Here is a 25,070-nt window from a genome sequence, read left to right as displayed (position 1 = left end):
GGCGAGTAAAGTGAGTTTAGGTTGTTGTGCAGGCATTACTAAATAAAGTGGCTTAGGCCGCTTCTGTAGGTGATTTAGGAGTACAAACTCCAGTTCCTGTGAGCGCAATATGATTTAAATTATTGCGAATCACCTTGGAGCCGACATTGTAAGATGATTCTGGTCGGCTAATTAAAAATCCTTGCACGCAATGAATACCTAGATTTTTAACTAGTTCAAATTGCGATGCGACCTCGACACCTTCTGCAACTATTTTTAAATCTAATTGCTTGCCTAAGTCACTAATGGAATTAAGGATTTTTTCATATTTTGGGTTGATAGTCGCTTGATCGATAAATAGTTTATCAATCTTAATAATATCTACGGGGAGATTACCTAACGCAGATAATGAGCTAAAGCCGGTACCGAAGTCATCAATGGCTATCTGCACGCCTTGTTGGCGAAGGCGTTCTAAATCATCAATGATTTTTTCTGAAGCATGAATCAAACAAGACTCAGTGATTTCCAATAGAAGAGCGGTTGGAGGTAAGCCTGTTTTCGCTAACGTGTCCATCACCCATTCATAAACGGGTAAATGTTTTAATTGAATCCCAGAAATGTTGACAGACATTTTGACTTTATTCATGCCTGCATTATGCCACGCGGACATTTGGCGGCAGGCTTCAAACAAGATCCAATTACCTAACTCAATAATGAGGTTAGAGTCTTCAGCGATAGGAATGAATTCGGCAGGTGAGATCGGGCCTTCAACAGGATGATTCCAACGAGCTAGTGACTCGAAGTAATCAATGCTGAAATCATCCACATTCACAATCGGTTGGAACGACAAAGTAAAACTTTGACTGGCAATAGCAAGGCGCAGCTCTTCAATCAAGTAATGATAACGTCTAATTTTATTACCCATTTCTGGCGAGTAAACTCTAAAAATACCTCGGCCATCCGTTTTAGCACGGTACATGGCAACATCAGCCATTTGTAATAGGGTGTTAGGGCTAGAAGCACTATCAGGGTATGTGGCAATACCGATACTGGCGCCAATTTTAATCACCTTATTACCGAGTACAAAGTCACGTTCAATCTCATGTAATACATTTTGGGCAACATCAATTGCACGATTTTCATCTTCAAAGTCTTCGATAAAAATGGAAAACTCATCACCGCCAAGTCGTGATAAATTGAGCTCGAGTTTTACGGTTTCGCTAATTTGACTTAAGCCTTGATTGCGAACAACCGTGGCTAAACGCTGAGCGACCTGAATTAAGATTTCATCACCAAAGCTGTGACCAAAAGAGTCATTAACCTGTTTAAAACCATCAAGATCGATAAATAGTAGGGCTTGTTTCTTCTGCTTTTTTTCTGCCAGTGCTAATTGCTTCTCAAGGTGTTCTAGATAGGCGTGACGGTCTATTAGCCCTGTTAATTTATCTTGGAATATTCCTAATAAATTCTGAGTGGTTTGCTGCTTAACGTGCTTGTTTAATTCATTAAGAGCCACACTGATATGCGAGAGGGTATTTTGTCCGTCATTTTCAGGCGGAGCGATATTGTAACTTTTGAGTAATTTATTGGTTTCGTTGTTAATAAAACTCAATGATGCACTGTTTTTACGATCGGAACGTGATTTTATATAAAAGGGAATCAAATAAGCTAAAAAAGCCAATAGCAATAATGGAATATTGCTGAACATCATCATCTCACTCAGTACATCTTTAATTTTGACGACTTCTAGTACATCTGATTTTTTAGATAATACGGCGTAGTAATACTGGCCTGATTGAACCAAATTGTTATCAATAAATAATAACTTTTGCCAATGAGTGGGTAGGTTACTGGCTTCACTCAATGGGATTTGAGTAATTTTATGATGGAAAATATTGCTATGAATACCTTGCAATCCATGATTAAAACTTAGCACCAATAATACGTACAGCATGCAAATAAAGCTGACGATGGTAAAGGTAAACTTAGATAATTTAGTCATAAACAAACTTCATATTCTTGATGGATTGCATTGCCATGTAAGTGACATGTTGCACAAGGTTAATTGCGTTATTATATAGTTTAAGCATTGTAAGTACAATTGTTTGTGACATGTTAAGTGGTTAAAAGTTCAATAAAATTAGTTGTTTAGTTTGCTTTGCTTGTGAGTGGGCTTTAGCAGGGGAGCTAATTGTAAAAACGTGCTGAGCGGTGTTTAGCATGCAATATTTGCAAGCTTGTTTCGGGGGTAAAGAAACGTTAAGTTTTTATCGACTGCGTAAAAATTACCTTGAGAAAGAATTGATAAAAATCGATTCTGATAATTGGTTTTTAACGCTTAGTATTGGTTTTTATTATAAAAATTGATTAAAAAATATTCTTTGATTTCGGTCAGTTTAATTATTTCTCTTGCCTGTGTATGTTATGTAAATTACATATTTGTTGTTTTTGTGGTGTTAGGTAACGATTTTTTAAATTGATGAGGCATAAAAGTCGACTGAGTAGCGTTTTTATTTTTGGGTTCGTGATTAAATCTTTGGTACTTATCTATGCTATTCAAAGGTATCGAAGTATTCATGTTTGAAAAAACAAGTGGCTTTGAAAGGAACAAAGAGCAACTCGCACTACTTAGACTCATTAATTGGTTATTGAAATTAGGGCTGATTTTTTTCGGCACAGAGTTATTCGATTTAACTTGGCCGCCCAAAGAGTTGAGCTATGTACTTTTAGCCGAGTTCATTTATGTCGTTGCCTGCTTCCGATATCGATTCCAATGTATTAATACACCTTCCATTTTATTTAGTACCTTACTGTTAGATACATTGTTCTGGGCTATCTGGCTGTTTTATACAGGTGGTGCCACGAATGCGTTTGTATCATTATTGCTATTACCCATTGCTATAGGTGCTGTCACTCTTTCTCGCTGGGCACCGTGGGTACTGACGTTCCTCTCTACTGGGTTATATACCTTGATGATGTTTACTATGCCTGAAAACCGTATCCGTCATCATGGTATGGACATGAGTTCACATTACCTTGGAATGTGGTTTAATTTTGTTATTTCAGCCTTGGTGCTCACAATTACTGTCGGTTATATCGCTAAGCGAGTCAGGCAAAAAAATGCCCAGCTCAGCTACTTGCGAGAGGCGCAACTTAGACAAGAAAAGTTGCTTGCACTCGGTACTGCCTCTGCCCAAATAGCACATCAGATGGCTACGCCTCTGGCTACGTTACGCTTACTTGTTGATGAATTAGCTGAAGAAGGTGTCGCAACTGATATCGAACCTGATATGCAACAAGCCTTACTTCGATGTGAGGCGACATTGGCTGATTTGCGTCATGCAACAGAATCGATAAGAGAGCAAAAACGTGTTGCCACACCTATTCATCATTTTGTTGAAGATTTACGCGATAGAGTGCAATTACTGATGCCAGAAACGCAATTGGTGATTGAGCAAAGTGAATTGCTCCATTCAGCCACAATCAATACTGATGCCAGTGTACTGCCTGCTTTTTTAGCCTTAATCGACAACGCAGCTCGTGCGAGTGTTGAAAATATCAATCTTGCTAAAGTGATGCTGACTGTTGTGAGCTCTTCTCCACAAGAGGTGTGCGTTAATATTCGCGACTTTGGCAAAGGAATGGGGGCACAGCAGTTGGCTGAACTAGGACAGAATGTCGTAAGCGATCCAAAAGGAATGGGAATAGGGGTGTTATTGAGCCATGCCAGTTTTGAGCGTTTGGGCGGTCAGTTTAGTTTGTGTCAGCATCAAGAGGGCGGAACGATTGCATCAGTGACCTTGCCTGTGACCAATAATAATTTATAAGGTGGTGTGCAGTATGAACAAATTACTGATTATTGAAGATGACCAAGCATTATCATCAACTTTGGCAAGGCGATTAACTAAACAGGGATTTGAATGCGTTCAATGTCATGATGCAAGTAATGGGTTACTCATGGCGAGGCAGTTTATGCCGAGCCATATTTTACTTGATATGAAAATTGCTGATCACAATGGCTTAACCCTGATTAAACCGTTACGTCAGTACTTGCCAAAGGTCAAAATGGTACTTCTTACTGGATATGCCAGTATTGCCACAGCGGTTGAGGCAATAAGGTTAGGGGCGGATAATTACTTAGCTAAACCCGTAGATACGCAAACCTTGCTAAATGCGCTTGCAGCAGAAGTCGAACCAGAGGTTCAAGCTGAATTTACAGATCAACCATTAAGTCCGAAGCGATTAGAGTGGGAGCATATTCAGCAAGTGCTGGCGAATAATAATGGTAATGTGTCAGAAACTGCCAGAGTATTGGGGATGCATCGCCGTACATTGCAGCGTAAGTTACTTAAAAAGCCGGTAGCGGATAATCGATGTGCCTAATGCGATTCTCCTATTATTGTTTATTTAGTTAGTGGTTAATTTGGAAGTTATTGTGTAAGTTTTGCTGGTTCATATAGTCCTTAATCAGCACCATAGCACGTTCATAAACTGGGCCTAATGGATGGCGTCGACTAGACAAGCAATCGACAGTGTTTATCCAGCCGTTGGGTTCGTAATCAATATCGAGTTTGATAAGCCTTCCTTGTTCAATGGCGCTTTGCACCATCTCCTCAGGCAATATCGACCAACCAATGCCTTGCTGAGTTAATTCATTAATGATGTTGTGATTGCTGGCATACCAATGTTGCGAGCTAATACCATTGCTAAACCAAAGCTCTTGCCCTTGAGTAGCACGAAGGACTACCTGACGATGATGGCGAAGGTCTATATCTTTAATACCGTGCATGTTTGATAACGGATGCTCAGGCGCCGCCACCGTGATAAAACGTGTATAACCCACCGTAGTAAAGTCAGCTTGATGGTGGATTTTACCATCCGCGTAAACAATGCCGATATGAGCGCTACCTTCTTCAATGAGTGTGCCGATATCTAATGTCGATTCAGCAATGATTTCTATATTGGTGATAGGAAACTCATCAGCAAGCAATGCCAGTTGCCCCAGCAGTGCAGGGCTAATTAGACTTTCTTCAATGGCGATAACTAGCTCATGTTCATGTTGCTGCTCAAGCGAGGCAATTTTTTGCTCTAAATGGACTTGTTGCAGCATCAATGCCTTTACGACAGGTAAAAGGGCTTCACCTTCAGATGTCAGCTCTGGAATATTGCCACTTCGGTCAAATAAGGTTTGATTGATACTAATTTCTAAATTGGCGATCGCTTGGCTAATGCCTGATTGAGCTCGGTTAAGTTTTCTTGCAGCTGCTGAAAATGACCCTGTTTCACATACTGTAATAAATATTCTTAGTTGCTCGAAACTATACATTGCCCGCTCTCAATCTTTATCTCAACCCTGTTAAGGTATCACTATTCGTGATGGCTGTTAACTTTTGTTGATGGATTAAGCTTGCCATAATCTCGCTTGTTTTCAGCTATAGAGTCGAATCTATAGCATCAGCAGAGGTTAATATGTCTACGTTAGAGCGTGTGTTTCATGCGGTGTTGTTTGAGTTTTTGGCCATTATTGGTTCCGTGATTGGATTGATGTTGTTTACTGAACATGAATTGGCTTCCCTTTCAGGAACAATGATAGCTATTGCGACAATCGCCATGGGCTGGAATTTTGTATTTAATCTTGGGTTTGACCGTTTCTTTACTGGAGCTCGTGAAAAGAGAACCGTAAAACAGCGCGTATTACAAATTGCCTTGTTTGAAAGTGGCTTATTGATACTGACCATTCCTGTGATGGCCTATATTTTAGACATTAGCCTGATAGAGGCTTTTTGGCTAGATATCAGTGTGACCTTGTTCATCACAGTCTATGCCTATGTTTACAATTATGCTTATGATCATATTCGCGCCAGCATCATCAGTAAACGGCAAGCTCATGAGCCCTTAGAGCTATCATGATATTGCCGCTTACTAAGCGCATGTGCATATTGTCGTTAGTCGTATGCGCTAAAGGTGTTCCTTTGGCGCATCGGCTTTTTTACTTGCGACAACTTCAGAAGCCAGCTTAACAATAGGAACTAATGCGGCGATTCCTCCTTCACTAAAGGCTTTAATATCTTTGCCAATGCGCTGCATTCGCTCGACCGTAATGGTGACATCTTCAGCAGTGTTCGTGAGTTCTGTTTTGAGGCTGTCAGCAAGTGCATCCCTAATTTCCATAGCAGCGGCATCAGGTTGATGATTTGAATGGGCAAGAAGCAATAATCCAGGAATAACTGTAAATGTGCCGTTCAAGGCCACTAACCACCATGCTTTTTGGGCATATATGCCTAGGTCAGCAATGCTTAGATAAATAGCGACATTTAGCGCTAATACGGTTAAGGCAAAAAAAGACATGGCAATGGCCAGTAAAAAAGCGGCTTTGCGTTGATGTTTAAGCTCAGTTTTTAATAAGCTTTTTTCAAGGCTATACAGCATTTGAATTTTTTCAAAATCCATCTTCATGTTGAGTCCTTTTGGAAAATTCTGTTGCAAAAAATAAATGAAAATATTTAGTGAATTTAATTTGTTATGGCAATCAACTATAGCTGAGTATGGGGGAAATGTAACTTTACTCGCTGATATGAGTCATTTAACGATAAAACATTCAACGCATTACCAGTGTTTGTCATCAAGTTGTATTACTGCCTCAATAACCTTATGCCAAGGTGACAAAAGTAAGTTAATTAGGCATAGAACATGGGAAAGTTTTCGTTTGAGCATTCTTTTGAAATAGACACTTTGCAGCGGCTGATTGCTAAACACCAAGGGCTATTTCGTCACCAATCATTATTTGATACTCATTATCGAGGAAAGCCGCTTTCAATTACCGCCATTGAACTTGGGCATCAAGAGTCACCTTGCCCGACAGTGTTGTTTGTTGGTGGTATTCATGGGGTAGAGCGCATTGGCGCCCAAGTCATATTGTCATTTTTAGACAGTTTATTGAATCGATTAGCGTGGGATAAGCACTTACAAATCTTGTTAAAGCAAGTGCGGTTAGCTTTTGTACCAGTGGCTAACCCTGTGGGCTTTTTACAAGGCTCACGAAGTAATGGTAATCATGTTGACTTGATGCGCAATGCTCCCATCGATGCTGAAGAAAAAGTTACCTTCCTAGTCGGCGGACACCGCATCAGTAGCAAGTTGCCTTGGTACCGTGGTCAAAATGGCATGGAGGCAGAAACTCAAGTATTAGTCGATTATGTGCGCGAGTTACAGGGCACCAGTACCAGTGTCATCGCGCTAGATGCGCACTCTGGTTTTGGCTTAGCTGATCATATTTGGTTCCCTTACGCTCATACTCGCAAGCCCTTTGAAGGCATGGGCTATATCTACCACTTAAAGCAATTGTTCGATCGTGGTTATCCGCATCATGGGCATTATAAAGTTGCACCGCAAAGTCACTATTATCAGACACACGGTGACATTTGGGATTACCTTGCAAAAACTCATCCCACTAAAGTCCCTTTTGTGCCATTGACATTAGAGATGGGCTCCTGGGCTTGGGTAAAAAAGAATCCACGGCAAATATTTAATTTTTCGGGTTATTTTAATCCGCAGAAACCCCACCGTCACCACAGGATATTGCGCCGGCATGTTGTATTGATGCAATTTTTGATTGAAGCGGCTTTTTCTCAGACCCTCGAAGGAATCAGCGCCGAGCAATATTTAGGTTTACAAACTGATGCACAAAGGCATTGGTCTAAAAAACGTTAAGCGATATATTAGTGTCACTATAGTTTGTTGGTAGGTTAAATTTCACACTGGGGTAGTCGATGGCAACGTGGGTTTTACTGCGAGGGTTAATGCGAGATAGTCGTCATTGGTATGGCTTTGATACGCAATTACGTCAAGCGGGCATTAATTTGCTGACACCTGATGCCACTGGCAATGGGGAACTTGCTGATAGAAATAGTCCGTTAAATATCCGAGATTATTGCGATGATATCTGGCACCAAATAGATAAAGGCTTAGCTAAGAACCCAGAATATAGTCGAGAGTTAGTGGTCGTTGGCGTGTCGATGGGGGGCATGATCGCATTAGAAATGGCAAGACAACGTCACAAACAAGTACGTCATGCTGTATTGATTAATTCAAGTGCAGCTAACTTATCTCCTTGGTTTCAGCGCTTTCAGTTAATGCCATTAGTGAATGCTATTTGGCATCGCCATAAAGCAAAAGAGTTAAGTTTTGTAGAATCCTGCGTGCTTAACTACACCACAGTCACTAAAGCCCATGATGAAAAAGTCATTAAAGATTGGGGAAACATGCGTAGTCAATTACATACCCGTATACTTAATGGCGCAAGGCAGATATATGCAGCTGCTCGCTATCAGTGTTCTTGGTTTGGTCACTGTAAAGTGAGTATTATCGTGGCGAATCAAGATAAGTTAGCCAACCCTAAATGTAGTGAAGCATTAGCCAAATTTTATCACACTGAATTGTTGCGTGTAGATCACTGCGGCCATGACGCAAGCCTAGATCAGCCTGAACAAATACAACAGCTTATTGAAATGGCGTTATCAAGGTCTTGATTTATGCTTTAGCGTTAATTGAGTCAACCTTGCTTGAGGTCACTGCTTTTGCTTATTACTGATTGCTGTGTGCTAGATAACGTTAAATTAATCAAAACACAGTATAATCAAAGCTAGGTTATGTTGATTGGAAGATGATGTGCTGACAAAAATACTAGTCACGTTATTAGTTATAGCGGGGGCTTTTGCCTATATTCGCAGTGGTCGAGGCACTAAAGTGAGCAACAATGATAAGTTGCTGGCAGGTGAAAATTCACCTTTTTTCAGCCGTGTTGTTATTTACGCCATGATTGCGGTATCCATGTTGGCCTCTGCTGGATATTGGGGCTGGACTTGGTATGACGATAACACCATCGTTGAAGTCACAATTTCCTCTCCAGTTGAAGCCATGTCTGCTAGCTATCAAGTTCGCAAAAAAGACATTGAAGTCCAGCGCATCACCACAGTCGATGGTATTCAAATTCGATTATCAAACCAAGAACGGTTAACGGTAAAAGCAACAGAGAGTCAGTAATAGCCAGTAAACTATTGGTCTAAAAACTTATGCTGTAACGCAGCTGTTGGTACCATACACGCCTGTTTTTTACCAAATAGACAGTATCGATTTTTGGCAACTAAACGATAGGCGTAATCCCGAATTCTCTTGGGTAACACGCTAAACCCCCTACATAAATACCAAAATCCAGATATATCTTTTGTTATCTCTAACGCTGCATCACTGCGTAAAAAAAACTTATCACCTTTGATTAGAATAAATGAATCATTACTGACCGCCTCCAACTGATGTTTGGCGATTAGCGATTGTGCTGTTTGGCTTTGCATCGGGGTGAACAAAAACACATCTTTATGGTCACGTTGAATGATAAAGCTAACCGCACCATTGCAAAGATTGCACACGCCATCGAAGATAATAATATGCTTTGGGATAACCTATTCCTTATGGAGTTAGAGATGGTGATTAAGAAAGGAGGAGTTTGTTAATGCTCAAATATTATCATATCTGGGCTTTTAGATTTTATAGGTTTAGATAAATGGAAACTTGTTAGTATTCCCCCAATTAAAGCACCTGCCGATAAAGTGTTGAGGCTTTTAATTTGCGTTGAACTGGGGAGTTGGATTTAAGCTTTTTCAGCTGTAATTTCTATTTGAGATAAGTCTTTAACTAAAATATGGGTTTGATAATAATACTTATCGGTTCTTTTCTCTTTAGAGTAAAAGTCTATTTTTTGCCTTTTAGCTTGGCCTTTTATCATGATTTATTTCGTTAATTCAATCTCTTAACTTTATTGTTGATTTAATTTAAATCAGATTATTAGCTAATAATCATTCTTTTCCAATCCACACAAAATCTCGTAAATGTCTTCAGCAAAGAGGGTATTTATATTTGTGGATCAATACCTAACACTTTCTTGGCATTTCAATCGGGACGTTTATCTTACTGACACTTTGGCTTTCTAATGTGAATTTAACCGTAATAGTAAATAAGCTGCCAACCCCTAATCCTTCTTAGACTGAGCTAATTCACACCTTTGTCTGTTTAATACTGTTATACCTGTGCGAAATTATGAGGTGATAAGTTGCCATAAAGCAGTCTCGTGAGGCAGAGTCTTGTTCTCGTTCGCTAAATTTTTACGCTGATTTGCATTGCTAAAAGGCGAGGCTAGGCATTAAAGTGAGCAACATTGATAAGTTGCTGATAGGTGAAAATTCACCTTTTTTTAGCCGTGTTGTTAGTTAACCTTGTACAGCTCATTTTTTCTGAAATTGTATGAAAATGATGTAAAAATAGCATTCCCCTACTTATAAACCATATAAAGGAAGCGTTTAAAATGATGAAGTACCTTCTTACTATGCTGTTTGCTTTTTCTGTGTCTTTACAGGCATATGCCGCCACTCAAGTGACATATAACAAAGAGCTTGATGGGTTCGAGTATCCATTTCAAGTCAATACTTTTGATTTCAACTCTCAGAATCAAGATTTACAAATGCGCTATATGGATACAGGTAATAAGAGTGCAAAGAAAGTTGCTGTGTTATTACATGGCAAAAACTTTTCTGGTTATTACTGGGAAAAAGTAGCTAAAGATCTATTAGAGAAGGGCTATAGAGTCGTGATACCAGACCAAATTGGATTTGGTAAATCAACTAAACCAGCGTTTTATCAGTATAGTTTTGGTCAGCTTGCCTTAAATACGAAGTTAATATTGGATCATTTAGGGGTTGAAGAAATAACACTTGTAGGCCATTCCATGGGAGGGATGTTAGCGACAACGTTTGCCGTTAATTACCCTACATTAGTGAAAAAGCTCATCTTGATAAACCCAATTGGTTTAGAGGATTATGGTCAGTATGCGCAATTTAAAGACGTAAACTTTTTTTATAAAAGAGAACTCGCAAAGACGTTAGACAAGGCTAGAAACTACCAGAAAAAAAATTATTATGATGGTAAGTGGTCTAGTGAATACGAACAACTTTTAGTGCCTTTAAAAGGAATGCTAGCTGGGGCTGATTGGGAAGCGGTTGCTTGGAATAACGCATTAACTTACGGGCCGATTTTTTCAGAAAATATTGTGGATAGGCTTTCACAAGTGACCAGTCAAACATTTTTGATTATTGGTACTAGAGATACCACAGGCCCTGGTAGAGGTTGGCTTAAAGATGGGGTAACAAAGACGTTGGGTGATTATAAAACGCTGGGTAAACAGGCTAACAGCCTAGTTAAAGGTTCAGTATTGTTTGAGCTTGAAGGGTTAGGTCATATGCCACAATATGAAGATTATGATGTTTTTATAAAAGCTTTTAACAAAGCACTTGAGCACTAGTCTTTAATCTAACAAGGTGAAATAGCTTATGGGCAATAAATAACGTCATACCTATTTCATCTTGCATAAGATTAACGGTTTTTACACTAAGGCGTTTTCATTTTAAATGAGTTTGTAGCGTGTATTAAAACATGGATGTAGCTCATACAGCGACAAATTAAGCATAGTAGTCAGTTAAAGGGAGTTTAACGATGGCACTTTTTTCTATTTCATTTGGGGCAATAATATTCTTAGTATCATTAATTTGGATGATGTTATATACCCAATTATCTTCGAGTGATAATGCATTATTTGTGGCAATGGTGGGAATGCTACCGATTATATTCGGTTTATTTATTGCGATTCCAAGTACCTTATACCGCACCATTTTTGTATTAATAAATAAACCTAAGCAATCATTGATAGAGAAAGTCATTTTAACGATGGGCTTAGCAATGACACTGCTGTTTGGGGCTGCCTTAGTGGATATTATTTTTCGATAACTTACTGAAAACAGCAGTTCTATTCTTGACTTTCTACCGCTATCACCATTCGCCTAAAACCATACTTTTCAACCTATTCCATAGAGGGGAAAGCCTTATATCAATGACTCTATCTTTGTTGTTACTTGCCCCAATTGACGCAATATTCAATAAAACGTTTGAGTAGCGGGCTCTGATATTTGTCTTTGTGAAGTAATACCCAAAACTCTCTTGGCATTTCAATCGGGACATTCACCTTGCTGACGCGTTGGCTTTTTAATGCATGCTGGGCTGCGATATTCGATAAGCAGCCAAACCCAAGTCCTGCAGCCACGGAATTGATCAGTGCCTCTGTGGTATTAAGTTCAATACTTTGATGCCATTGTTTAATGTGTGGGGCTAAGTTTTGAATAAAACTGTCCCTGGAGCCTGAGCCTTGCTCTCTGAGTACCCACTCACTGTTTTCAAGTTCTGATAATGCAACATGTTCTTTTGCTGCTAATGGGTGCGATGGAGCACAAATAATACACATGGCATCGCCACTAAAAGGCACCGCAATGATATCAGGGTGATGTGGCTTACCTTCGATAAGACCAATATCGAGTTCATAATCAATGAGTTTTTGGCAAATATGTGCAGAGTTTGAGACAAACAAACTTTGGGTTTGCTGGGGTGTTTTTTGCTTAAATCCGCTTAATATACTCGGCGATAAATGATTACCTATGGTGTCACTACTTCCGACCCGTAAAACGGCTGATAAGCCTTGGTCTTGGTCAAACACATGATTGATGTGTTGTAGGCGGTTAATTAACTCATCGGCCAAGGGGAGTAATTTTTTACCTTCTTGATTCAAGATTAAGCGATTATTTACTCGGTCAAATAACGGGTGGCCGAGTTGTTTTTCTAGTTCGGCTAACGACAAACTGACAGCTGCTTTTGAGACAAATAATGTTTCAGCAGCAGCGGTGAGCGTTTTGTGCTGAGTAATCGCATTGAAAACATTGAGCTGTTTAAACGAGATATGTGCTGACATAACGTGAGCCTTAGTGGTTTATAAACCTTATTATAAACGGTTACCTTAACCGTTAAGTATATCTTAACCTAGGTTTTAAAATGTTAGATATAAATAAACGTTTAGCAAGCGTAAGATCAACTTAATTGAAAAAGACAGCTCGTTTGCTCCAATGGTTTTTGAGCAAGTAGCTCAACGATATTGAGGTGATTATGTTACAAACCGCCAAAGTTAAATTGCTTGCAGCACCAACACCTATGGCAGGTCTTGCACTTGGCATTGCGAGTTTAGGTTGGTGCTGGGAAAATTTTGCAGATATACAAGGATATGGCCAGTTACTTGGCGCCTTGCTAGCCAGTGTGTTGCTGCTGGTGTTGACCGTAAAATATTTAATTCATTCTGACACCCTTAAAGCTGATTTAGCTCATCCTGTGGTCGGCAGCGTTGTGCCAACTTTTGCGATGGCCTTGATGGTCGTATCAAATGCGTTGGGGCATTACTCACTGATTTTAGGTGATAGTTTATGGCTTGTGGGTCTTGGGTTACATGTCGTCTTTTTAGTCACCTTTATCTATCATCGCGCAAAGGATTTTGAGCTCCACCACATGGTACCAAGTTGGTTTGTGCCACCCGTTGGAATTATCGTTGCTGACGTATCGTTTTCAGGTACAGGGGCGCTTAGTTTATTGGCAAACTCTGCCTTAATATTTGGTATGTTGGCTTATGCGGTAATGCTGCCGATGATGATTTATCGCTTAATGTTCACCCATGAAGTCCCAGATGCTGCGAAACCAACAATTGCCATTTTGGCCGCGCCTGCCAGTTTATCGTTAGCGGGATATTTAACGGTAACAGCATCACCATCACCACTTATTGTTGCTTTACTATTTGGTATTGGCGTACTGATGACAGCGATTATTTACTTAGCTTTTTTCAAATTACTGCAGCTCCCATTTAGCCCAGGTTATGCGGCTTTTACCTTCCCGGTGGTGATTGGTGCGACAGCGTTATTTAAGATGATTGAATGGATGCAAAGCATTGGCATGGCCAGTCAATATATTCAGCAAGTACAGTTACTGGCAACGATTGAGCTAACCATTGCTACGCTAGCGGTGACTTATGTGGCAATCAGATATGCGTACTTTTTTAACAGCCAGCGTCATTTAACGGTTTAATCTGCCGTTGACTTAACGGCTTCACTATTTTGGGTATCTGATTGAGCCTCAGTTATATCGGTTTCAGTTAATGAACCATGATTATCTTTTAATGGCTCAATCATCAAGGTGTGCTCAATCTCAGTAGGTAATAATGGTGTATTTTGATGTGTCACATATTGCTGATAACCACTTCGGTAGTAAGGCGACAAAGGATGACCCGATTGCCCCCCCGGTATGGTCATAATTGCATCTTGCTCTGCACCTGGCTGCACAATAAAGCGCTGTGAAGCACCAAACGATTTACCTTGAACTGCAGGCATAAAGCTATCACCAAAACCATCAACACTTGGCATATCTAACCAACGACTGAGTTGAGGGATCTGTTTTGAAAAAGGGTGTTGGATTAGTAGTTGGTTGACCTTTCCCCAGCGTAGATCTGATAGCTTTTGATGCTTACTATACTTGGCGAATAAAGCCTGTTTGGCATCGTTATATGCGCTTAGTGCAAAGGCCTGCCAATGAGGTTGAGCTTTAGGTAGCCAACTGGCTGGTTGCTGCTCGATGATTTGCCACATTGGGGTTTCAAGGTATCGTTTTATCACTGACAAGCCGCTTTCTCTTTCTTTGAGCTCTGTTTCGATAGGGGCAAATGTTTGATCTATTAGCGCCGTTCTAAAGTGTCTGACTAATGTGTAGCCCACTGAATCAGCACAAGCGCAGTGGCCCCAATTGGCAATCAGTTTTATGTCTTCGGCATATTCAACAGGGTATTCACTCAATATTTGCAGTAAATATTGCTGCCAAGGTGCTAAAAAAAGTGCTTCATTATCGAGCTGTAACTGATAAAAATCGGCTTCGCTAAAGTTGGAACTTGCTAATAGGCGATCACGTATCTGTACGCCGCGAGCGCCAAGCGCATAACCGCCATCTCCAAAGCGTAATTGCTCTTCGCTAGATAAAACGCGAGAGTTTGCTGTCCATATACGTTGGTTATCAGGATTTATCACCTCAGGCATAACGGCTTGTTGCAGTTGCCATTTTGAAGATTGAAAATTGCTTGGTGACTGGGCTGTATTCGAAGGGTTGTCACGAGCGGGAACTGCCCCTGCGATTGTCCAGCCTGCATTACCTTGATTATCTGCCAGCAACATATTTTGTGCTGGGATCCCAATTTCTGTTGCAAGTGCGCTGGCTTGCTCAACAGTCTCTGCGGTTTCTAATGACAATAACGCCATGTTAACCGCGTAATCAGCATGCCCCACCCAAGATAGTGCATAATTAACACCGGCTACTGTTTTTACTGGGCCAAATTCACTAACTTGAATCGTATAGTTCACTTGATCGTTAGGCAGTTCGATAGGTTCATATTCAATATCGATTGCTGTATCAGGGCTAATTTCAATCCAGTCAGCCGTGTCGATGTAACTGTTGGTAAAGCCCCAAGCGAGTTTGCCATTAGAACCAACGACTATCGCAGGTGCGCCCGGAAGGCTTACTCCTGTGATTTGGTGTGATGATTTATCTGAAACAGGTGGATTAGATTTTGCTGAATCTTGAGCTGCACTTGTTTGGTAATTGAGTTGTGCACGATACCAAATAATGGGTACCGCAAAGGATAAATGCATGTCATCGGACAACATTGCGCGGCCGGAATCGGTTAATTGCCCCGTTACTGCCCAATTGTTACTGCCTACTTCTACTGGTTCTTCAATCGCCTGAGTTATCGCACTCAGTAAAATATCGTCCTCGAGAGCGGGAATATCTCCTTGATACAGCGGTATTTGGCTTTCATCTAAGGCGGCTTGGTGATGACTTGGCTGGATTAAAAAATCGACCATTTCGTTGCCAAAGGCTTGCTGCAATTGGGTTAACGCCATATCACGTTTAATTGTATTACCTTGTAAATCTAGGTACATACTATAAATCACTAACAAGCTGTCAGTTTCATGCCATTCTCGTGGGCTAGACTGTGTCAGCAAGTACTCAAATGAGTGCACAGTTTGTTCTGCTAATGCATGATTTACCCCTTGGGTATATGCACTAAGCATGGCTTTATCTTGCTGTGCTAGTTGCTCAAAAATGTTTTGTGCTCGCATTCTTAATTGATGAAAACGTTTGTTTTTATCCAATTTAAGTGCGGCTTTGCCAAATATTTCAGCCAATTCGCCAGCGGCATTTCGGCGCAATAAGTCCATTTGAAAAAATCGATCTTGGCTATGTGCATACCCCAAAGCATAGGCTGCATCTTTGCGGTTACTGGCGGTAATGATTGCGGTGCCTAATGTGTCTCGTTCAATGGTTAGTGGAGCTGAAATGTCGTCACTCACTACCGTGGCTGATAACGAGGGCATGCTTAAACGCAGGGTGCTATAAATAGCCAGAATGATAATACCGACTAGCAATAACACTATGGCTAGTGAATATTTGGTGAACTTAGATTGTAAAACCCGGTTAAGGCTAAAAGACATGATTTCTTACCCAGTAAAGTGAACCTGTCTATCATAACCAAGGTTATCGAATTGTTAAAAGTGATTTTTGAATATAGTGTGTAAAAAAGCAAAGTAGAAAGAATCAGTTAGCCTCACTTTTGGGTAAAGCTAACGGTTTCGAAGAAGGCGGGTTGCGTTACTGACTTATTTTGGCTTTAAACTTCGCTTTGGTTTCTGCATTGGCTTTGTTGTACCAGTAATCCAGCATTTCACTGATTTCAGCTTGGTCTTCAGCAATTGATTTTGGGGTAATCACCTGTGGTTGAACAGGCGCAACTGTACTGGCTGACGCTACGTTAGTCGGTACTGTGTTCGTTGATACTGTATTAGTTGATACTGTGTTAGTCGGTACTGTGTTCGTTGGTGCAAATGCAGCAACCGAGGCAAGCTGTTGCGTTTGATTGTAGGTGAGTAATTCTTCTTGATAATCTCGACCTAGCTGTAATCCATCTTTACGTAAAATGTCGGCTTGATATGCCACTGAATTACTTTGATTACTCCTCAGAGTGACTGATGGGGTGTTATTGAATTTATTCGCTGCATTTTTATTGCGAATGCTAGGTAGCGATAATTCATATTCAGCGTTATTGGCATCAAAGGTTAAAATGACAGGGTCTGAGTTAAACTGGGTTTGCATGCCACTATCGCGGTAATTGATAACGTAGCGAAACACGATTTGGTTAGTGCCTTCTACTAAAGTGACTTCACGGCCGCCATCAAACGTCTGGCCATTCAATACTTTGACTTCGGCACTGCTAGGCAATTTCAATATGCTGGCAGCAAAAGACATAGGGCTGACGAGTGATAAAAATAGTGTGATAACGAGTGTAGTGAAAAGTGGCTTAGAGGTCATAGTATTCTCATTTAGGCAAGGGTAGCTAACGCAGCTTGTACCTTGTATTAATGTATAAAAGCTCTGGTTAAGTTATAGCAAATCTTGCGATAGTTACATAATGACAAAATTGTTATTTAGCGATTAATGACTCAAACCTAGCTTTTTATAATCAAAGAACTTTCTATGTTCTGGACCTGCCAAATTAGTATTAACCTTATTAGGGTGCTTATGCTCGCCCCAACTAGCCACATTCGTGCCGACATTTAACACAGGAAAACTGTGGTTAAGGCTGACATTAATACGATTTTCGCTTACTCCAATAAAGCGCAGTAGTTGCGTTAGGCTATCTGGTTCGCTTAGTGTAATTGTGAGTAAATCATCACGCTGTGAAAAATAATTGAATACACCTTGCTGATGCCTTAGATAGCATGCTTTAAGCCGTGCTTCATCGAGTAAGTTGTCAGCGTTAATATCTCCAAAAGTTTGTTTAAAGCTACGTTTTAATATTGGATGAAACGTGCCAGTTTTTTCTAGCAAGTTAGGTTTCATTTTAGTGAGTAACATTTGAATTGAGGATACCCACTTATCAAGCGGCCTATCGATATAAACAAATTTGGCATCAGGAAACAGCTTGTCTAATTGGGGATAATCACAAAAGCAAGGTACATCGGATACCACATCAGCAACTTCAAAGGCACGTTTAGTGAGCCCAATATGGGCGACTTTAAACCCGTAATCTAATAATGCAACACTGACGCTGGTGGTGCCAGTACGTGGCAAACCAATAATAAAAACTTTACTCATAAATGCACTCAGGTTGGCAAAGGGCGATATAGGGAAGGTGGGCAAGTACCATAATGACTGTCACTTCTTATGCTTGTATTTGAGGTCACTGCTTGCAGCATTAGGCATTGCAACTATCAATAAGTAGCCAGCCGAACTTTAACTTAGGTTCTGTACAGCACTTTTATGACATGCCAACCAAATTTGGTTTTAACAAGGTGAGGTGTGATGAGTTCACCTGTAAAGCACACTTTATCAAACTGAGGTACCATTTGACCTTTTTTGAACTCACCTAAGTTACCGCCATTTTTACCCGATGGACACGAAGAGTGTTTTTTGGCGAGCACATCAAACTTGGCGCCTTTCTCGAGTTGTTTGATTAAATCTTCTGCTTGTTGCTTATGTTTAACGAGAATGTGCAAAGCAGCCGCTGTTCTGGCCATGATAAATACTCATTTTGACGGGTTGGAGATGAATGACGGGATTATAGCGTGATTTGCCTATGAGCGGCTACAAATGGCGTTACACTTTAACCTTGTCCGTTATGTTGTAGATAGAGCAAGGATATTTTAAGCTCGAGAACTATCCCTTATAAACTGATAATTAAGCGTATTTTATGACTTCTGATACCACAAAACTTAAATATGTGTACGACCCTATGTGTAGTTGGTGCTGGGGGTATCGACCCGCTTGGATAGCACTCAAACAGTTAATCGCAGAGCATGGTAACGATATCGACATTGAGTATTGTCTAGGGGGATTAGCAGCAGATTCTGACGTACCCATGCCTGATGAGATGCAGGGCTTTTTGAGCCAAACTTGGCATAAAATTGCAGCGCAATTAGGCACTGAGTTCAATCACGATTTTTGGCAAGAGTGTCGCCCTAGACGTTCAACCTATCCAGCATGTCGCGCCTGTATCGTTGCCAGAGACTATGGCCTTGAGCAGCAAATGATACTGGCAATTCAAACTGCCTATTATTTAGAAGCAAAAAATCCATCAGATATTGATACTTTAGTGGAGGCAGCGGTCAGTATTGGCATTGAAAGCGCTGCTTTTAGTAAAGCAATCATGTCAGATGAAGTAAATCAAAGGTTGATGGCAGAGCTCACCGCAGTGCATCAACTGCCAATAAGAGGCTTTCCATCATTAGTGCTCGAATATAAAGGGCGGAATTACCCTATTGCGCTCGATTATCGGGAAGCGCAAGTGACCTTTAATGAAATTAAGGCATTGATGGCCTAGAAAGGGGGAGCTTGATGTGCTGGTTAAGGCCAGCTTAAATTGGGGATATAAAAAAACCAGCTGAGCAATCAACTGGTTTTTATTCTCTTACAGAGATAACACTTGATTTAGTGAACGAGCAACGTCAAATCTGGTAAAAGACAGTTGCTGTAAATCAAGGTTTATACGAGATTAAAGCTCGTGACAATCAGCACATTCAGTGATTGTTAGGTCAGGAGTGTGCAAGTCTGCATCTAACTCATGAGCGTCAGCAAAGCTGTGACAATCATTACAAGTTTCGATGTTTGCTTCCATCTCAGCATGCTCTTCAACGTTGATTTTTTCGTGACAATCTACACAATCAACAGCAAAAGCAGAACTAGCGAAAACTAGTGTAGCGATCATAGCTAAATATTTCATAGTAACTCCATCATCAGTTAAGGGGCTTTATCGCCCGTGCTAAGTGCCAAATTCGGCCTTAACAAATCGCGCATAATCAATGTACAACTATCTTAATGAAAATAAATCCGTTACTTCAAAACTAAGAACACTGAAAATTGGTTAGCACATTTTAATTTATTGTTTAAAGCAATCTAATAAAATGAAAAAAGGCTGATTTCTGTCCAGAATCTTAAGCGCTTTCTTAAATTCCAAGTACTTTACTCAGCTACCATCTTATTGATTTAACTTAATTGAAACTTAAAATGGCCTGCAAAGCCAGTATTTTGCATTTTCTAGCATACTTATTTCTCAAGGTTGTGATCTGCTTAATAAAATTCTACATTTTTTAAATGTGTTTTGAGTAATGGTTGGACTTCAAATTTGTGTTGAATCAGTGATTTTAATCCAATGTTCAGGCAATGGATTGATGAGTTCAGACAGATTGTCGACTGGCTGAGTTAGCCAATGATTTATCTGAGTTGAGGCGATAAATAAGGGCATTCTGTGGTGATACTGAGCACACTTAGTATTGGGTTTAATCGTTAACGTCACAACTTGTTGCCGATCGGGATACATCACGCCAGCCATGAATAATGGCTTATTTCCCGCATGAGAAAAGCGGTATTTGTGCTTTTGTTGCTGACTTGAAATAGGGGGAGTATCAGCGCCGTTTGCCAGTTCTTGGTCAAGACTCAATAAATCTGTTGTCGGTTCTTGTCGTCACTCAAACCAACCACTGCAAGGAATAATGCAGCGATGCTGAGCAAATGCGCTAGAAAACGTGGGCTTTTGTGAAACGGTTTCAGCCTGAGCATTGATAATCAGTTTTTTCGACCAGTCAGGCTGTATTCCCCATCGCTGCTGGCTAGAAATGATTTTACCTTGTCGGTGACTAAGCGTCATAATGGGATCGGTGGGACGTAAATCAAGGTTGTCTTGAATCGTCAGCGGCTGCTCGAATAGATTGTCTAAGGTCGACTGCATTCCACTTAGTAACACCTCAATTCTACCGCACATTGGTTGTCTCCTTAGTCCCCATACTTTGGCACGTTATCACTGTAAGCTGCTGTTGGTTATTTTTCCAATCATTTTCGGCGATGTATGTAAGGTTTGCGTTAATCTCATCGACAGGGCTTATTGCGTATTGTTCAAATTTAATCGCGTAATTGAGTCAATAATCTCTTCCTATTTTTGACTCGCTATTTTGAAATGTCTCAGCCTAAATAGCATCGTTTTTGCTTAAAAAATGCAAAAATTCAAACGAGCGTATAAATTTTTTAATTTTTTTTCATTTCAGCGTACATGTGTAAGTCTATGAAAAGTTGGTAATTATTTTTGTTAGCTGCTTTGTTACTGTAAATAAAGGCTTTATTTTTGAATTAGAATATTTGATCTAATTTGTTTTTTGTGACGTAATGCACACTATTATTCTGGTCTGATGAGTATGAACTATGAGCATAAGAACAACATTTAAAAAAGTACTGCCGAGTATTTCAACGACTGAACAAGAAGCGTTAGATGCTGGTGACGTGTGGCTTGAAGGCTCTATCTATCAAGGTATTCCTGATTTTGCTGCATTGCGTGACATTCCTAATGCGACCCTGTCGGCGGAAGAGCAAGCTTTCTTAGATGGCCCTGTGCAAACTTTAATTGAAATGGTCGATGATTTCGATATTCAAAACGGGAAGCATTTGCCTGAAGACGTACTCACTTTCCTAAAAGAAAATAAATTCTTCTCTCTGATTATTCCAAAATCATATGGCGGACTCGAGTTTAGTCCATATGCTAACTCAACCATTGTTGCGACAATAGCGGCGAAAAGCTCGGCTGTTGCAGTAACAGTAATGGTACCTAACTCCCTAGGCCCAGGTGAGTTGTTAATGCATTACGGTTTAGATAGCCAACGTGACTTTTGGTTACCTCGTTTAGCTAACGGGCAAGAAATCCCTTGTTTTGCATTAACAAGTCCAGAAGCAGGTTCTGATGCCGGTGGTATACCAGATATAGGTACTGTCACTATGGGCGAGTACGAAGGTAAAGAAGTACTTGGCTTATCGGTAACTTGGGACAAACGTTATATTACCCTAGCACCTATTGCGACAGTATTAGGCTTAGCATTTAAAGTTGAAGATCCTCAAGGTCTATTAGGCGGTAAAGAGCAACTTGGTATTACTTGTGCGTTGATCCCAAAGGCACATCCAGGTGTGCAATTAGGTAATCGTCACGATCCAATGGGTTGTCGTTTTTATAACGGTACGACACGTGGTGAAAATGTATTCATTCCAATGGACTTTATTATTGGCGGCCAAGACAATATTGGTCGTGGTTGGCAGATGCTTGTGAGCTGTTTAGGTGCGGGCCGTGGTATTTCGTTGCCTGCATTAGGTGTATCAGTGAGCCAATGTTCATTTAAATCGTCTGCTGAATATGCTGCGGTACGTGAACAATTCGGTTTATCAATCGGTAAGTTTGAAGGTATTCAAGAAAAGCTTGCTGATATTGCTGGTAAAACATACTTGCAAGAAGCGATGCGAGTGCTGACAACGGAAGGCTTAGGTCTTGGATTAAAGCCATCAGTAGTCACCGCGATTGCGAAATACCATATGACTGAGTTAGGCCGCGATATTTTAGATTCAGCGATGGACATTCAAGCGGGTAAAGCGATTCAACGTGGTCCTCAAAATACGCTAGCATCTGGTTATGTTGCACAACCAATTGCGATTACGGTCGAAGGCGCTAACATCCTAACCCGTAATTTGATGATTTTTGGTCAAGGTGTGATGCGTTGTCATCCTCATTTACAAAGCATGGTTGAGTCTATTCACAGTGATGCAAGCGATGCGGATAAAACCTTTAATCGTATCTTCAGACAAACCATTGGTTACAGTGTTGGAAACAGCCTACGTGCATTCAAATTAGGTTTATTACCATTTACTGCGCCAGCTCAATCAACGCTTCCTGAGGTTGTTGGTTACGAAAAGTCGGTGCATAAACTGGCATCAAAACTCGCTGTATATGCCGATTTCTCGTTACTTGTATTAGGCGGTAAGCTGAAACAAGCTGAAATGCTGTCAGCACGCTTAGGCGATGTGATGAGTTATTTATACGCTGCAATGGCATCAATTCGTTTTTACGAGCAAAAAGTGACAACTGATGAGCGTAACGAAGCAAAGCCTTATTTTGAATACGCAACGCGTTGGGCATTATGCAAAGCGGAAGAAGCATTGTTGTCTTTCCTTGAGAATTTCCCATCGAAGCCAACACGCCAGTTTATGCGTTTAATTACCATGACTTACTCAGGCAAAATGGTCAAAGTGAACGATGATTTAGTACGCGAATTAGCTGAACAAGCGCAACTAGATACTGCTTTCAAAAAGCAGCTGACGCATCTTGTTAAACCAGTTGCTGGTGATGGTAATTATATTAATGAGCAAGCTTACCTTGCTAAAATGACCTGTTTACCATTGCTTGCTAAAGTCAGAAAAGCACTTAAACAACGTGTATTTAAAGCGGGTGTTCGTTTTTCAATTACCCTTGATAATGCATTAGACGCCAAAGTCATTAGTGCAGACGAGCATAAGTTGCTGCAAGATTACAACTTAAAACGTGAACGTGCGATCCGTGTTGACGAGTTTGATTTTGATTTAAATCTTATCTCTGATAAAGCGGATTTAAAAATCGCTAATTAATTGTTCGTTTCATTACGTTGAAATAAAAAGCCGCTAATTAGCGGCTTTTTTGTTGACTCAAACTGTGCGCTGAATGAGTTTGTGGTCGATATTTTTTTGTTTGTTTTTTAACCGGATCACAGTTTGGATATCTAGTTTCTCTATTTTAAAAACAAGCTTACAAAGTTTGATCTAGCTTACGTTCCCATTACCAATAATAAGTGATGATTAATTAAGGTATCACTGAAATGGGAGGGCGTATGGCGGCAAAACAGCTCATTAAAAGTCTGGCTATATTGTCTTTATTCCCGCAGTTTTCTTATGGTGCTGATAAGATTATTGGTGGGGTTGTCGGTTATCATTATGCAGAGTTGTCAACATTTTCAGCCTTGCCGTCTAATGTAAATGATATCCAATTAGGTGGGATTAACTACCAGTTACGAAACGGTGTCGCCTTTGACCAAGCGAGTCGGCTATACGGCACTTACTCATTTAGTTCTGATGATTTAAGTCATCATCAAGGGGTTTTAGTTTCCTATGATTGGTTATTTCCCTTTGATAATGCCGGACTGGTTAGTTTATTTGTTGGAGCTTCTGCAGGGTTAAGTAGTCAAGAGACCCAATACACAGATAGTGAACAAAGCTATTTTGATACTCGTAGTAGCTATGTTTTTGGCGGACAAACTGGTGTTGTCTTTGAGCTGAGTGATCAGTTTACATCAGAGGTGGGTTTTAGGTATTTGATGCATAACTTTACTTCGTCAGGGGACAATGTGTCATCTCTGTCGGTAAATGATGCTGAACAAGTTTATTTGGGCATTGATTATATGTTCTAACGCGTAAAAGCGAGTTTCAATATCGTTTCGTCCATAAAAAAGCCACGTTAATTAACGTGGCTTTTGAGTCTTTACGGATAAAACAAGATTAGCTTGCTTTAATCGCACGACCTTGTGAGTCTTTAAAGTTACCAACTGCAATAATAATGAAGTCGATTAACGTCCAAATACCTAAACCGCCAAGGGTTAACAGCATCAAGATCCCAGTACCAATTTTACCTGTGTAAAAACGGTGCACACCTAGAGAGCCTAGGAAAAAACACAAAAGAAGAGTAGGTACAAAACCTTTCTCGCTTAGTTCTACTGGTGTTTCAGCTGTTTGTACTTCTGACATAATTAAAATCCCTTAGTTATAATTTTTGTCCCGGATAGGTGATTAACTTACCTTGTCCGTCTCTGTAGCTTCCAACTAGAAGCATAAATGTCACTACGACTGTATGAATGACATCAATAAAAATAAGACCTGCACCGATCAGGGTGAGCGTAACGTCTTCAAACTGCAATAACGTAATGCCAACAATGGCTAGTGTTAAATCAAAAAAACCATGCAAAACTCGGCCACAATAGAAATGGTGAACTCCAAAAATCCCGAAAATTCCCGATAAAATAACTGCAGTCGCATAATTTTTGTCAGATTTGACAGATTCAGTCACTTTCAACCTCCCTGATGAAAATCTTAAATCTTTTATATAGCAAAGGCTTAGGTTAATCAAATACAAATGTTAAATTTACCTATGTAATGTGCTCGAGATCTAGCGAATTGGGTTAACTTGGTTTGCAATTGAGTAAGGTTTGGTCGATGCGTTAGTGCTGGGTTAGTTTGAGGTTATAGCT

At 40.3% G+C, this 25,070-nt stretch carries 24 protein-coding genes and 1 pseudogene; 12 read left to right on the top strand and 13 right to left on the bottom strand.

What is annotated here, in order from left to right:
* Positions 1–52: 52 nt before the first annotated feature.
* Entirely contained in the window at positions 53–1,981 is a 1,929-nt protein-coding gene (locus AB4128_RS16915) for a putative bifunctional diguanylate cyclase/phosphodiesterase (RefSeq protein ID WP_372038372.1), read from the bottom strand.
* 574 nt (positions 1,982–2,555) lie between these two features.
* Here AB4128_RS16915 and AB4128_RS16910 point away from each other — a divergent pair.
* Together AB4128_RS16910 and AB4128_RS16905 are read left to right on the top strand one after the other, a co-directional pair.
* On the top strand, positions 2,556–3,806 hold the full coding sequence (locus tag AB4128_RS16910) for a sensor histidine kinase KdpD (RefSeq protein ID WP_282167319.1): 1,251 nt from the start codon (positions 2,556–2,558) through the stop codon (positions 3,804–3,806).
* 13 nt (positions 3,807–3,819) lie between these two features.
* Positions 3,820–4,362, top strand: coding sequence for a response regulator transcription factor (locus AB4128_RS16905; RefSeq protein WP_055024762.1), 543 nt, complete (start codon positions 3,820–3,822; stop codon positions 4,360–4,362).
* Between the two features lie 28 nt (positions 4,363–4,390).
* Here AB4128_RS16905 and AB4128_RS16900 read toward each other — a convergent pair whose 3' ends face one another.
* Positions 4,391–5,305, bottom strand: a complete 915-nt coding sequence (locus AB4128_RS16900) for a LysR family transcriptional regulator (RefSeq protein WP_372038371.1) — start codon at positions 5,303–5,305, stop codon at positions 4,391–4,393.
* 143 nt (positions 5,306–5,448) lie between these two features.
* Between AB4128_RS16900 and AB4128_RS16895 the strand changes: the two genes are divergently transcribed.
* Positions 5,449–5,889 carry a PACE efflux transporter gene (locus AB4128_RS16895; protein ID WP_372038369.1) on the top strand — a complete coding sequence of 147 codons (441 nt, stop codon included), beginning with the start codon at positions 5,449–5,451 and terminating at the stop codon, positions 5,887–5,889.
* A gap of 48 nt (positions 5,890–5,937) precedes the next feature.
* On the opposite strand, the gene AB4128_RS16890 is transcribed toward AB4128_RS16895, so the two are convergent.
* Positions 5,938–6,435, bottom strand: coding sequence for a hypothetical protein (locus AB4128_RS16890; RefSeq protein WP_372038368.1), 498 nt, complete (start codon positions 6,433–6,435; stop codon positions 5,938–5,940).
* A gap of 234 nt (positions 6,436–6,669) precedes the next feature.
* Between AB4128_RS16890 and AB4128_RS16885 the strand changes: the two genes are divergently transcribed.
* The 3 genes from AB4128_RS16885 (at position 6,670) to AB4128_RS16875 (ending at position 9,021) form a co-directional block, all read left to right on the top strand.
* Positions 6,670–7,689 carry a M14 family zinc carboxypeptidase gene (locus AB4128_RS16885; protein ID WP_372038367.1) on the top strand — a complete coding sequence of 340 codons (1,020 nt, stop codon included), beginning with the start codon at positions 6,670–6,672 and terminating at the stop codon, positions 7,687–7,689.
* A gap of 59 nt (positions 7,690–7,748) precedes the next feature.
* Positions 7,749–8,507 carry an alpha/beta fold hydrolase gene (locus AB4128_RS16880; protein ID WP_080915059.1) on the top strand — a complete coding sequence of 253 codons (759 nt, stop codon included), beginning with the start codon at positions 7,749–7,751 and terminating at the stop codon, positions 8,505–8,507.
* Between the two features lie 139 nt (positions 8,508–8,646).
* Entirely contained in the window at positions 8,647–9,021 is a 375-nt protein-coding gene (locus AB4128_RS16875) for a hypothetical protein (protein ID WP_372038366.1), read from the top strand.
* 11 nt (positions 9,022–9,032) lie between these two features.
* Here AB4128_RS16875 and AB4128_RS16870 read toward each other — a convergent pair whose 3' ends face one another.
* Positions 9,033–9,416 carry a thiol-disulfide oxidoreductase DCC family protein gene (locus AB4128_RS16870; protein ID WP_372038412.1) on the bottom strand — a complete coding sequence of 128 codons (384 nt, stop codon included), beginning with the start codon at positions 9,414–9,416 and terminating at the stop codon, positions 9,033–9,035.
* Between the two features lie 920 nt (positions 9,417–10,336).
* Here AB4128_RS16870 and AB4128_RS16865 point away from each other — a divergent pair.
* Positions 10,337–11,329: an alpha/beta fold hydrolase gene (locus tag AB4128_RS16865; protein ID WP_080915061.1), complete on the top strand. Its 993-nt coding sequence runs from the start codon at positions 10,337–10,339 to the stop codon at positions 11,327–11,329.
* Positions 11,330–11,520: 191 nt separating this feature from the next.
* On the top strand, positions 11,521–11,811 hold the full coding sequence (locus AB4128_RS16860; RefSeq protein ID WP_372038365.1) for a hypothetical protein: 291 nt from the start codon (positions 11,521–11,523) through the stop codon (positions 11,809–11,811).
* Between the two features lie 121 nt (positions 11,812–11,932).
* On the opposite strand, the gene AB4128_RS16855 is transcribed toward AB4128_RS16860, so the two are convergent.
* Entirely contained in the window at positions 11,933–12,823 is an 891-nt protein-coding gene (locus AB4128_RS16855) for a LysR substrate-binding domain-containing protein (RefSeq protein WP_372038364.1), read from the bottom strand.
* Positions 12,824–13,014: 191 nt separating this feature from the next.
* On the opposite strand from AB4128_RS16855, the gene AB4128_RS16850 reads away from it, so the two are divergent.
* Positions 13,015–13,977 (top strand): TDT family transporter, encoded by a 963-nt coding sequence (locus tag AB4128_RS16850; RefSeq protein ID WP_372038363.1) that lies wholly within the window; start codon positions 13,015–13,017, stop codon positions 13,975–13,977.
* Here AB4128_RS16850 and AB4128_RS16845 read toward each other — a convergent pair.
* From AB4128_RS16845 to ppiC, 4 genes are all read right to left on the bottom strand, one after another.
* A complete protein-coding gene (locus tag AB4128_RS16845) occupies positions 13,974–16,427 on the bottom strand; it encodes a penicillin acylase family protein (RefSeq protein WP_372038362.1) in 2,454 nt (817 codons plus the stop codon). The two genes, AB4128_RS16850 and AB4128_RS16845, sit on opposite strands and share 4 nt — an antisense overlap.
* Positions 16,428–16,584: 157 nt before the next feature.
* Positions 16,585–17,301 (bottom strand): DUF2057 family protein, encoded by a 717-nt coding sequence (locus tag AB4128_RS16840; RefSeq protein WP_372038360.1) that lies wholly within the window; start codon positions 17,299–17,301, stop codon positions 16,585–16,587.
* Positions 17,302–17,424: 123 nt separating this feature from the next.
* Complete coding sequence (locus AB4128_RS16835; protein ID WP_372038358.1) at positions 17,425–18,087, bottom strand: sulfotransferase family protein; 663 nt, start codon at positions 18,085–18,087, stop codon at positions 17,425–17,427.
* Between the two features lie 143 nt (positions 18,088–18,230).
* Positions 18,231–18,509, bottom strand: a complete 279-nt coding sequence (gene ppiC / locus AB4128_RS16830) for a peptidylprolyl isomerase PpiC (protein WP_065109995.1) — start codon at positions 18,507–18,509, stop codon at positions 18,231–18,233.
* Positions 18,510–18,682: 173 nt separating this feature from the next.
* On the opposite strand from ppiC, the gene AB4128_RS16825 reads away from it, so the two are divergent.
* Positions 18,683–19,312: a DsbA family protein gene (locus AB4128_RS16825; RefSeq protein ID WP_372038356.1), complete on the top strand. Its 630-nt coding sequence runs from the start codon at positions 18,683–18,685 to the stop codon at positions 19,310–19,312.
* Between the two features lie 171 nt (positions 19,313–19,483).
* Here the strand turns inward: AB4128_RS16825 and AB4128_RS16820 are convergent, their stop codons facing one another.
* Both AB4128_RS16820 and AB4128_RS16815 read right to left on the bottom strand, forming a co-directional pair.
* Complete coding sequence (locus AB4128_RS16820) at positions 19,484–19,711, bottom strand: cytochrome c3 family protein (protein ID WP_055025796.1); 228 nt, start codon at positions 19,709–19,711, stop codon at positions 19,484–19,486.
* Between the two features lie 396 nt (positions 19,712–20,107).
* A pseudogene (locus tag AB4128_RS16815) lies at positions 20,108–20,749 on the bottom strand (SOS response-associated peptidase).
* Positions 20,750–21,183: 434 nt separating this feature from the next.
* Between AB4128_RS16815 and AB4128_RS16810 the strand changes: the two are divergent.
* Both AB4128_RS16810 and AB4128_RS16805 read left to right on the top strand, forming a co-directional pair.
* Positions 21,184–23,421 (top strand): acyl-CoA dehydrogenase, encoded by a 2,238-nt coding sequence (locus AB4128_RS16810; protein ID WP_372038354.1) that lies wholly within the window; start codon positions 21,184–21,186, stop codon positions 23,419–23,421.
* 239 nt (positions 23,422–23,660) lie between these two features.
* On the top strand, positions 23,661–24,236 hold the full coding sequence (locus AB4128_RS16805) for a hypothetical protein (protein WP_080915070.1): 576 nt from the start codon (positions 23,661–23,663) through the stop codon (positions 24,234–24,236).
* A gap of 88 nt (positions 24,237–24,324) precedes the next feature.
* Here AB4128_RS16805 and AB4128_RS16800 read toward each other — a convergent pair whose 3' ends face one another.
* Positions 24,325–24,570 carry an NINE protein gene (locus tag AB4128_RS16800; protein ID WP_055025792.1) on the bottom strand — a complete coding sequence of 82 codons (246 nt, stop codon included), beginning with the start codon at positions 24,568–24,570 and terminating at the stop codon, positions 24,325–24,327.
* A 16-nt stretch (positions 24,571–24,586) separates the two neighbouring features.
* The gene (locus AB4128_RS16795) at positions 24,587–24,889 is read right to left on the bottom strand and encodes an NINE protein (protein ID WP_055025791.1); all 303 of its coding nucleotides are present in this window, start codon (positions 24,887–24,889) and stop codon (positions 24,587–24,589) included.
* Positions 24,890–25,070: the final 181 nt, after the last annotated feature.

Source organism: Shewanella sp. 10N.286.52.A9 (assembly GCF_041468985.1).
Lineage (GTDB): Bacteria > Pseudomonadota > Gammaproteobacteria > Enterobacterales > Shewanellaceae > Shewanella > Shewanella japonica.
The sequence above is the reverse complement of the archived record's forward strand: the minus strand, read 5'-3'. Positions and strand labels throughout refer to the sequence as shown.